Annotated in this window: 10 protein-coding genes and 1 pseudogene; 7 read left to right on the top strand and 4 right to left on the bottom strand. The window is 50.9% G+C overall.

Annotated elements, in window-relative coordinates:
* Nucleotides 1-363: 363 nt before the first annotated feature.
* From O71_RS16375 to O71_RS16345, 7 genes and pseudogenes are all read left to right on the top strand, one after another.
* On the top strand, nt 364-1,695 hold the full coding sequence (locus O71_RS16375; protein WP_007658946.1) for an undecaprenyl-phosphate glucose phosphotransferase: 1,332 nt from the start codon (nt 364-366) through the stop codon (nt 1,693-1,695).
* On the top strand, nt 1,685-2,521 hold the full coding sequence (locus O71_RS16370) for a WecB/TagA/CpsF family glycosyltransferase (protein ID WP_007658944.1): 837 nt from the start codon (nt 1,685-1,687) through the stop codon (nt 2,519-2,521). The genes O71_RS16375 and O71_RS16370 overlap by 11 nt, the downstream gene beginning before the upstream one ends.
* Before the next feature lie 298 nt (nt 2,522-2,819).
* Complete coding sequence (gene rfbF / locus O71_RS16365) at nt 2,820-3,620, top strand: glucose-1-phosphate cytidylyltransferase (RefSeq protein WP_007658941.1); 801 nt, start codon at nt 2,820-2,822, stop codon at nt 3,618-3,620.
* Between the two features lie 79 nt (nt 3,621-3,699).
* On the top strand, nt 3,700-4,806 hold the full coding sequence (gene rfbG / locus O71_RS16360) for a CDP-glucose 4,6-dehydratase (RefSeq protein ID WP_007658939.1): 1,107 nt from the start codon (nt 3,700-3,702) through the stop codon (nt 4,804-4,806).
* Between the two features lie 59 nt (nt 4,807-4,865).
* The gene (gene rfbC, locus O71_RS16355; RefSeq protein WP_007658936.1) at nt 4,866-5,417 is read left to right on the top strand and encodes a dTDP-4-dehydrorhamnose 3,5-epimerase; all 552 of its coding nucleotides are present in this window, start codon (nt 4,866-4,868) and stop codon (nt 5,415-5,417) included.
* Between the two features lie 113 nt (nt 5,418-5,530).
* Nucleotides 5,531-6,877, top strand: coding sequence for an NAD(P)H-dependent oxidoreductase (locus tag O71_RS16350; RefSeq protein WP_007658931.1), 1,347 nt, complete (start codon nt 5,531-5,533; stop codon nt 6,875-6,877).
* Nucleotides 6,878-6,978: 101 nt separating this feature from the next.
* A pseudogene (locus tag O71_RS16345) lies at nt 6,979-8,139 on the top strand (glycosyltransferase); the annotation flags it as partial.
* 62 nt (nt 8,140-8,201) lie between these two features.
* Here the strand turns inward: O71_RS16345 and O71_RS16340 are convergent.
* The 4 genes from O71_RS16340 to O71_RS16325 all read right to left on the bottom strand — a co-directional run bounded on the left by O71_RS16340 (nt 8,202) and on the right by O71_RS16325 (nt 10,615).
* A complete protein-coding gene (locus O71_RS16340; RefSeq protein ID WP_007658929.1) occupies nt 8,202-8,987 on the bottom strand; it encodes a DUF563 domain-containing protein in 786 nt (261 codons plus the stop codon).
* The gene (locus O71_RS16335; RefSeq protein ID WP_007658926.1) at nt 8,981-9,442 is read right to left on the bottom strand and encodes a hypothetical protein; all 462 of its coding nucleotides are present in this window, start codon (nt 9,440-9,442) and stop codon (nt 8,981-8,983) included. Before O71_RS16335 ends, O71_RS16340 begins: the two co-directional genes overlap by 7 nt.
* A gap of 61 nt (nt 9,443-9,503) precedes the next feature.
* Entirely contained in the window at nt 9,504-10,106 is a 603-nt protein-coding gene (locus O71_RS16330) for a hypothetical protein (protein ID WP_155800966.1), read from the bottom strand.
* The gene (locus tag O71_RS16325; RefSeq protein WP_007658922.1) at nt 10,034-10,615 is read right to left on the bottom strand and encodes a hypothetical protein; all 582 of its coding nucleotides are present in this window, start codon (nt 10,613-10,615) and stop codon (nt 10,034-10,036) included. Before O71_RS16325 ends, O71_RS16330 begins: the two co-directional genes overlap by 73 nt.
* Nucleotides 10,616-10,769 lie beyond the last annotated feature (154 nt).

Below are 10,769 nucleotides of genomic sequence, written 5' to 3'. Positions count from 1 at the left end.
TGCTAATATTAGCGATTTAAATTTTGTTGATGTTTTAGCGATAAATTAATAAACCTTAATATAAATGCAGTCGTATTTCAGTCTAAATTCTGGTTGTTAATTGTGAGCCTTTAAAAAGTGGGCAAGCAAGTATCTCATAAGCAGAATATAAATTATAAGCTAAAGTGAAAATACAGGCATTAAGGTTGTCATGGGTCCCGGAGCAACGAGGGGATTGACAAAGTGATTGAAGACGAGAGGCGTGAGAAAGTCAATTAAGGTAAAAAGGGAATTATGATTCAATAAGTACAATTTCAGGTTATGCACAAATACAGACACTATAATAGTTTTAATAGAATACTCTTATTAATACTAGACATTACATTGATAGCTTTCGCGTTTAAGCTGTCAAACCTTTTCAGATACGGTGATTTAGAACTCACACACCAGTACAGTATCTTCTTTGTACTGTTTGCGCTCGTGTGGTGGATCGTTTCCGGGTTCAAGAATTTTGTTTTCCGGATCGATGGTTTCATTCCGGTAGGCAGAAGGACTGGTGACATGCTGAATGCATTTGCGATACACGCCGTCATATTGGCCAGCTGTATCGTAATATTCAACCTGGAGCATCTGTCCCGCCTGTTGCTCTTGTATACTTACCTGTTCACTGCGTTGCTGATCGGTCTGAGCCGTGTGGTGCTTTTCCTGGCACAGCGCTATTTCTCTAAATCGGATATGGCCTATAGCCGCTACGTGATTGTAGGTATGGGGCCAGCGGCGATCAACCTGCACCAGACTTTCAGCAGTGACGAGGCACCGGGTCGTAAGTTCATGGGCTTCTTCACTGATAAGGCCGACGAACTGAGCAAGCATAGCAGCATGGTGAAGGGCAATGTGTCTGACCTTCAGGAATTTTGCCTTCAGAACAACATTGACGAGGTGTACTATACCTTGCCAGTAAACGATAAGGAACACATCGACGAGCTGACTGAGTTTGCTGACGAGAACTTCATCTACTTCCGCATCGTGCCTGATTTCAGCGCCATTGTGCAGCGTGAAGTGAATATGTACTTCTACCAGAACATCCCGATGATCAGTGTGCGCAAAGAGCCGCTCGAGCAGGTAACTAACCGTGTGATCAAGCGTGCTTTTGATATCGCCTTCTCTCTGGGTGTGATCCTGTTCCTGTTCCCGATCGTGATGCCGATCATCGCATTGGCCATCAAGATCAGTTCTCCTGGTCCGATCTTCTTTAAGCAGCTGCGTCCGGGTAAAAAGAACCGCCTGTTTGTGTGCTACAAATTCAGAACGATGCGTGTAAACAATAGCACGGAGCTACAGGCTACTAAGAATGACCCACGTATCACAAGAGTAGGTGCCTTCCTGCGCAAAACTAACCTGGACGAACTGCCACAGTTTTTCAATGTGCTGCTCGGCGATATGTCGGTAGTAGGACCACGCCCGAACCTGGTGTCGCAGCTGGACCACTACTCTAAAGTGATCAACAAGTACAAAATGCGCCACTTCGTAACACCAGGCATTACAGGCTATGCTCAGGTGAGTGGTTACAGAGGCGAGACCAAGGAAGTGCACCTGATGGAGAAGCGTGTGGAGTACGATGTGAAGTACATGGAAAACTGGAGCTTCATGATGGACATGAAAATCATCTTCCTGACTGTGTGGAATATGGTGAAAGGCGAGAAAAATGCATACTAACGAAATGACTGAGACAAACACCCTGTACAAAGCAGCTGCACCCTTACAGCAAAAGCGCCGCCTCCTGAACTCCTATATCACCACGGGTCGCTTCGACGAGTTTGTGGAGCAGGTTTTCTGGATGACCGAGAACAGAGAGTCGTCTTATGTATGCTTCGCCAATGTGCACATGCTCGTTGAAGCATACCAGGACCCGAACTTCAATAAAATACTAAATGAAGCAGACGTTGCCTCACCTGATGGCGGCCCGCTCTCAAAACTGATGAAACTGAAGTACGGCTACAAGCAGGACCGCGTGCCAGGCATGGACCTGATGCCGCGCTTGATCAAGGAAGCCGCTGCCAGAGGCAAGTCGGTCTTCTTCTACGGCTCCACTGACGATGTACTCGAAGCTGTGGTGGCTACTGCAAAATCAAAACATCCGAACGTCAGGATAGCAGGCCACTACTCACCACCCTTCCGTCAGCTTACTAAAGAGGAAGATCAGTCGATTGTGGACATGATCAACGACTCTGGTGCTGACCTGGTGTTTGTAGCACTGGGTTGCCCGAAGCAGGAGCGTTGGATGGCCGAGCACAAGGGCCGCGTGAAGGCCTGTATGCTGGGTGTTGGACAAGCTTATATGACGTACGCGGGACTGGAGAAGCGCCTGCCAAAATGGGCGCGAGACCTGTCCCTGGAGTGGACGTACCGGCTGTACCAGGAGCCCAAGCGGCTTTGGAAACGCTACCTAGTTACCAACAGCACCTTCGTATACCTGACGCTAAAAGACATGCTCTGGCCCAGGGATAGACATAATAAAGCTACTGCCGTAACGGTGGGTTAGCAAGACCAAAAATGCGCTGCGTAGGTATAGCACCACCTCAGCGCATTTTTTTCATCAGTTCCCTAAAAGCTTTTTGCAAGCGTTTCTAAAAAGCTACTTAATAGGCTCAACTTATCAGCCAAATGCAGGTATAAGGACTAGTAATTGCAGTGCCGTTATGTTATAACACGCGAAGTTCTGATACTTAAGAACATAGCTGCCTGCGATCATAAATTCCGCAATATCATAATCAAAATATAGTAATTGTCGTATAGAAGACAGATTTAAAAAGAAGTTCACCCCAAACCCTTAGAAATTAATGAAAGCTGTAATACTGGCAGGCGGATATGGAACCCGCATCAGTGAGGAGAGTGGTATCAGGCCGAAACCAATGGTGGAAATCGGCGGAAAACCTATCCTCTGGCATATCATGAAAATATACTCTGCCCATGGAATCAATGATTTTGTGATTTGCTGCGGCTACAAAGGTCACATGATCAAAGAGTATTTCGCCAACTACTTTTTACATAACTCAGACGTAACCTTCGATATGAGCACCAACAGCATGAAGGTGCACCAGAACAACACGGAATCATGGAAAGTGACGTTGGTTGACACAGGCGAAGGTACGCTGACAGGCGGACGATTGAAGCGTGTGCGCGACTACATCGGTGATGAAACGTTCTGCCTGACCTATGGCGACGGTGTGAGCGATATCGACATTAGCGCTGCGATTGAGTTTCATAAGCAGCAGGGCACCAAGGCCACGCTTACCGCTGTGCAGCAGCCAGGCCGATTTGGCGTTTTCACGCTTTCCGGAGAGGATACCCATGTACGTCATTTCCAGGAAAAACCGGAAGGGGGCGAACAGCCCTGGATCAATGGAGGTTTCTTTGTGCTGGAACCATCCGTGATTGACTACATAGACGGTGACCACACCACCTGGGAGCGCGAACCAATGGAACGACTGGCCCGAGAAGGGGAGATGGCTGCTTTCAAACACACAGGTTTCTGGCAGCCAATGGATACGCTTCGTGACAAGAACTATCTGGAAGAGCTGATCCAGCAAGGCAAAGCTCCCTGGTACAAAGTGATTCAAAACCAACCTGTAAATGCCTAAAGTGCGAAGGGTATAGCATATTGTTTGGCAACTGCGTATAACATATCCTATACCTGACCTTTTAGCGAAATATAAGCTGATGAAGAGAAAATTTCTGCAGCAGACCTATCAAAACAAAAAAGTATTTCTGACTGGCCATACCGGCTTCAAAGGTTCCTGGATGTTGCAAATGCTGCACTCCCTGGGAGCTGAGGTAATGGGTTACGCCCTTGCACCCGAAACCGAAGAGGACCTGTATCACCTCATCGACGGCGACAGTCTGTGTGAATCCATTATCGATGATATTCGCAACAAGGAAGCCGTGGAGGAAGCAGTGCTGCGTTTCCAGCCTGACTTTATCTTCCACCTGGCAGCGCAGCCTTTGGTGCGTTTATCGTACGAGTTTCCGTCCGAGACCTTCGCTGTGAATGCCGTGGGTACAGCCCATGTGCTGGATGCGGTGCGCAGGCTCGAGAAGCCTTGCTCGGTGGTGCTGATCACGACGGATAAGGTATACGAGAACAAGGAATGGGTATACCCATACCGTGAAACGGACCAACTGGGCGGCTACGATCCTTACAGTGCCAGCAAGGCCTGTGCGGAGCTGGTGATCTCGTCCTATACCCGTTCGTTCTTTCATCCGGAGGCTCTTGACCAACATCAGAAAGCAATCGCCAGCACCCGTGCCGGTAACGTGATCGGGGGCGGTGACTGGGCCAAGGACCGTATTATACCGGACATTGTGCGTGCTCTGCGGGTAGGGGAACCGGTAACGGTGCGCAACCCGAATGCGGTGCGTCCGTGGCAGCACGTGCTGGAGCCACTGGGTGGTTACCTCTTGCTGGGCGCAAAAATGGCGCAAGACCCTAAAGCCTTTGGCGGTGCCTGGAACTTTGGTCCGCAGGCCGGCGACAACAGCCCGGTGGAGGACCTGGTGCAGAAAGCCCTGCAGGTATGGGGTTCGGGCAGCTACGACAAGCCGGAACTCAAGAACCAGCCGCACGAAGCCGGTTTGCTCAAGCTCGACATCAGCAAGGCGTTGGTAGAACTGGGTTGGACGCCAAAGTACAACTCGGCGCAGGCCATCGAGCGTACCATCGGCTGGTATAAGACCTATCACGAAGGTATAAGCAACATTAGAGAATTTACGATGGGGCAGATCGCGGAATATCTGGGAGAAGAACAGCCTGCATACCTGCCATCTTAATCTGAACGAAAAGCACCTGCAAGGCAACCCTTGCAGGTGCTTTCCAATACATCAAACACATGATCTTTACAGAGACCAAACTAAAAGGCGCTTACATCATCGATATCAAGAAGCTGGAAGACGAGCGTGGCTTCTTTGGCCGGGCTTACTGCCAGAAGGAGTTTGAGCAGTACGGGCTGAACACCAACCTGGTGCAGGCCAATGTGAGTTACAACTACAAAAAAGGCACCCTGCGCGGCATGCACATGCAACTGGCCCCGCACGCCGAAACCAAGCTCGTGCGCTGCACCCGTGGTGCCATTTATGATGTGATCGTGGACCTGCGTCCTGACTCTGAGACGTATAAGCAATGGATCGGCGTGGAACTGACTGCGGATAACTACCGCATGCTCTACGTACCGGAAGGCTTCGCACATGGCTACCTGACACTCGAGGACAACTCCGACGTAATGTACCAGGTGACGGCCTTTTATGCGGCCGGCGCAGAGCGTGGCCACCGCTGGAACGACTCGGCTTTCAGCATTCAGTGGCCGATGGAGCCCCGGATCATCTCGGAGAAGGACCAGAATCATCCTCTGCTGGAAGCCATACCGGAGCAGTCTGCTTTGTAAGTGAATTTGACAACAGGTAAAGGGTAGTGGACATTAGATTTCAGAATTATACCTGTAGCTTGTCTGAAACCGAATAAAGTCGTTTTGCAAAAGCGCATTTCAAAAGAAGAATTATGATCATTATAGATACCGCATTAGCCAAACGAGAAGCCGAAGGCCGACCTGTCCGTGTAGGGATGGTGGGAGCCGGATTTATGGCCAAAGGTGTGGCCCTGCAAATTAAGAACCACGTGCCGGGAATGGAACTGGTGGCGATCTCAAACCGAACCATCGAGCGTGCCCGTGAGACCTACAACGAGGCAGGTATAACCGATGTGGAGGAAATTAGCTCAGTTGAAGCCCTGCAGGAAAACATCCGCAACGGCAGGTATAGCATCACCAACGACCCGATGCTGTTATGCCGTGCAGAAGGTATTGATGCTATTCTGGAGGTAACCGGTGCCGTGGAATTCGGGGCGCAGGTGGCACTGGAGGCGATCCAAAACGGCAAGCATACCATCATGATGGATGCGGAGGTCGACGGCACGGTTGGCCCGATCCTGAAGGTATACGCTGACAAGGCGGGCGTCGTATTCACCAACGTAGACGGCGACCAGCCGGGCGTGATCATGAACCTTTACCGCTACGTGAAGTCCATCGGTATGAAGCCAGTGCTCTGCGGCAACATCAAAGGCCTGCACGACCCCTACCGCAACCCGACCACGCAGGAAGGCTTCGCCAAGCGCTGGGGCCAGAACCCCGCCATGGTGACTTCTTTTGCTGATGGCACCAAAATCTCCTTCGAACAGGCTATTGTGGCAAATGGAACAGGTATGCGCGTAGCTAAAAGAGGTATGCTGGGCCCCTATGCGCCACAGGGAGCCAACATTCGAGAGTCTGTCAATCTGTTTCCGCTGGAGGAACTTACCAACGGACCGGGCATTGTAGACTATGTGGTAGGTATAGCCGAGCCGGCGGGCGGCGTGTTTGTGCTGGCCACACAGGATAACCCAAGGCAGCAGCATTATCTCAACTACTATAAAATGGGAGAGGGGCCGCTGTATTGTTTCTATACCCCGTACCATCTTTGCCACCTCGAAGTGCCGCTCACCATTGCCAGAGCCGTCCTTTTCAACGATGCCGCACTTACGTCGCTGGACCGTCCTTACGTAGAAGTAGTAACTGCCGCTAAAAAGGATTTGAAAGCCGGGGAGACTATCGACGGCATAGGTCATTACATGACCTATGGTCTGTGCGAAAACGCTGATGTGACCGAGCGCGAGAACCTGCTGCCAATTGGTGTGGCCGAAGGCTGCGTGCTGAAGCGTGACATCCCGAAAGACCAGGTGCTGACTTACGATGACGTAATCTTGCCGGAAGGCCGGACAATCGATAAGTTGCGGGAGGAACAACGGAAATACTTTGCCTCCGCTCTCTCTGAAACAAAGGAGCAGGAACCGAATAAAACCGCAATGGCCTAATCTGGCGCCGTGGCGATATAGAATAAACTCAAAGGCAAAATCCCGTCTCGGCCAGGTATGGCCCGGGCGGGATTTCGTATGCCTGACAACTTACTTGCACAATGCGCATTCTGATCATCCATAATTACTACAAACAGGCAGGTGGGGAAGACACCGTCTTTCATGCGGAAGCGGCTCTGTTGGAGCAGCACGGACATCAGGTAGAGAAGCTGACCTTTTCAAATAAAGAGGTTAACAGTCTGTCTGAGAAGCTGAAAGCAGCTTTGGGCGTTGTGTATAATCCGGGTAGCGCGAAGCTGGTAGAAGAGCGGATAAAGGCATTTCAGCCGGATGTGATCCATGTGCACAATTTCTTTCCACTGCTTTCGCCAGCCGTATTTTATGTGGCGCAGCGCATGCAGGTGCCGATCGTGATGACACTGCACAATTACCGCTTGGTTTGCCCGAGCGCCCTGCTTTACTATAATGGGAAGGTGCAGCTGGAGAATCTGCGCAAAACATTCCCCATGGGTGCCATCCGCCAGAAGGTATACCGCGATTCGGCTGTGCAAACGGCATCGGTGGTGCTTACCACCGGCATGCATAAACTGCTCGGCACCTGGCAGCAGAAGGTGGATAAATTCATCGCCCTGACGCCCGCCGCCGCTGAGCTGTTCCGAAACTCCTCCCTCAAACTCAAGACAAAGCAGCTGGCCGTGAAACCCAACTTCACCCAGGACTTGGGCAGGGGCTACCCTGAGCGGGAAAATTTTTTCCTGTATGTCGGTCGCCTGACGCCTGAGAAAGGTATAGAAACGCTGCTTAGAGCCCACAGGCTGCAAAACTTTCCGCTCAAAATCGTGGGCGACGGTCCGCTCCGGGGCCGTGTGGAACAGTATGCGGCCGCAAACCAGGGTATAGAGTACCTGGGTTTTCAAAACCGGGACCAGGTGCTGGAGCTGCTGAAAAGTGCGCGTGCTGATATTTTCTTCTGAGTGGCTGGAAACCTTCGGGATGACCATCATAGAAGCTTTTTCGACGGGAACACCGGTTATTGCCGCCAAAATGGGTGGGGCTGCGCAACTCGTTGAAGATGGTGTGAACGGTCTGCACTATAGTCCTGGGAAGGCAGAGGAGCTAGCCGAGCGCGTGCATCATCTGCAGCAGTACCCTCGCCTGATCCGCCAACTAGGCACTGCCGCCCGCCAGAGTTACGAGGTCAAGTACACCCCCGAAGTCAACTACCGCCTGCTGCTTTCCATTTACGAAGACGTCATCCGGTCTAAAAAGAAAAATGCCCCTGCAACCCAGGTCGCAGAGGCAAATCTTTCATAGCAGGCAGACTTTACACCGTCTGCACATTACTTTTCTTCCCAGAGCTTTTTCGCATTTTTTCCAGTATCCCCACCACCTTGTCGGTGTCTACATGGAGGTGCTGGCGCTGCCCTTCGGCGGCATCGTGTACCTTTTTGTCGCCTTTGCAGATGATGTAGTCATAGTCCAGGTCGATCTTGGTGGCTATGTCGTAGAATGGCTCTATCACAAAACCCTCATGGAAGATCTCAATGATTTTGGTGCCTGGCTTGCAGAAGAACATGCTGATCAGGCCGGCACCTGTGGCCGATATTACCACTTTAGCCTGTGAGAACATCCTGATCTTTTCCAGGATGCTATACTTACTCGAGACGATTGATTTGAACTTGTAAGCTTCCAGGGCTTCCAGCAGCTCTTTTTCGTTCAACACATTGCGTATGGCTGAGTCACTTCGGCTGATGTACAGGTATGGTACCCGCTCCGAAGCAGGCAATTCTTCATCTTGCACTAATGGAAGGAAAGAGTCACGGATATACTGGCCCAGCCAGCGTGGTACCAGGGTGTGATTGCCTCGCGGCGCCGTGGAAGCGATGATGCGGTCGGCGGTAAGGTGGTGGTATTCTATACCTGTGATGATCTTCTCAGCAGGTATGCCCAGCAGTTCCAGCGTTTCGGTCTGGTAGCTGTAGCGTGTGTTAGGCACCAGGAACCAGTCCACTTCGTCGTAGAGGCCGCTTTCGCGGAGCAGGTGCAGCCGTGGCAGCACGTCCAGAAACCAGTGCCCAATATTGTTGAGGCCGGCACCACCGGTCAGCATACTGAACACAGTACCTTTGAAACGGGTAGTGCCTGAAAATAGCTTTGAGTAAAGATGTTGTTCGTCTCTGCACCCTTTGCCTTGCCTTCTACCAGGCTTAGCGACACGTTCTCGATAATGCGGTTCTGCTGCGAAACGATCGCCACACTGCTCTCATTGTCTGTATAAATGCGGCCGTCGGGTACTTCCACCACTACGTAGTCAGTGATGACACTGCGTTTAGGTTTCCAATAATCAGAACAAGCCTCGTAGAGATCCTCAGAAATCTCAAGAGGGGTGGTGAGGTTGGGGTATATACGATGCACCTTCACTTCGGAATTGGTGCATGTGGTTTCACTTTCTGTATTGATCTGGCATACGCCATTAGGTCTGAAACGGGTGTTGTGGGGAATGATACGGCCAAGTATCTTCTTCAGACGATTGGTGGATTTATCGTAAAATACCTTTGGTTTCATATATATAAGGTGAGTAATAATTGCTATACGTTTGTTATCTAACTTTGGCTGTGTTACACCATCAATCTAATTGTTTTACCAGGTGTCGGGTGTTATTTTCCGTGCTGTCATCGGTTTGCTGCAAATGTCGCGCCAGTAAGTCAGCGGCAGCGGCCACCGCCGTGTTGTTCCAGTGTCCGTCATCTGCAGGATACAGCTTCTTTTTTTCGTTTTTGTACAAGTGCTCGAAAGTGCTTTGCGTGTCTACCACCTGTACGTCTCTACTCCTGAGCTCAGCCATCAGGCGGGGCAGAAAGTCCGGCCTTCGGGCTGATGGCAGCATCTGGTGGTAGATGTTCTCTTTATTCGGGATGGGCATGAACACGAATGGGATGCCTCTTTCTGCCAGCGCATGCTTATAACCTTCCAGCACGTCGGCTATGCGGTTTATTTCATCATTGGTGAAGGTTCGGTTGGCATATTCACCTTCCATAAAGAACTCATTCTGATAATTGATGTACTCTTTTTTACCAAATGTCCGCTCGATGTTAGCCAATGTGCGGTGGTAAAGCGCCAGCTTTGAGATGCGGTCCGCTGTCACCGCCATCCAGGTCAATACTTTAGATGAATTGATGACGGCGCCCGTGCGGTCGCGCAGCTTGTTGCCAATGCCGGTGGCGCCCACGGCGGCAACTCCGGTATGCGGCGCTCAATGCTCGAGACCACCACGATCTCCGGCGGATTTTCCTCGAAGCGTTTGGTGCCCAGAAAGCGGTTAACAGTGGCAGGAGCGAAAGAGTAAACTTCTTTGCCCAATTGCTTTTCCAGTACCTCAGCCAGAATTTCTTCCTGTGAGAGCTTGGCGCCTGTGATGTTGGAGTCTCCGATCAGCAAGATCTCTGCTTTGGTATCACGGTTGCGGTAGCCGTAGGGGTCTGTGTACCATTCCACCTGTTTCTTCTCAGCATAGGGGGTGCGGGGTGCCAGTTCGCCCTCTTCCTCCATGCGCAGGTGCATGTTCGGGTAAAAAGGCCCTGACATCAGGCGCACACTGTTTACAGAGATGGTCTCCCAAATCCTGAACGTAAAGAAGTTCATGGGAAGTACGACAGCCTCCACAAAAGGCCACAGCACGAAAGGCAGCACAAGCAGCGTCAGTTTCTTTAATAGCCTTTTCACTTCTTTATTTTTCATCTCTTGTGCTGGTTAGAACTGAAAATAAATGAATTCCTGATGCCCGAACTGCCCGAAGAGCAGCACTGCGATGATGGCCACATAGTAAAACGCCCAGCGTACAACGGTAGGTCGGCGGCCAATCAACTGCGACACGCTGCCATGGCGCTGGATC

It is taken from the genome of Pontibacter sp. BAB1700, from assembly GCF_000277005.1.
In the GTDB taxonomy this organism is placed as follows: Bacteria; Bacteroidota; Bacteroidia; order Cytophagales; family Hymenobacteraceae; genus Pontibacter; species Pontibacter lucknowensis.
The sequence above is the reverse complement of the archived record's forward strand: the minus strand, read 5'-3'. Positions and strand labels throughout refer to the sequence as shown.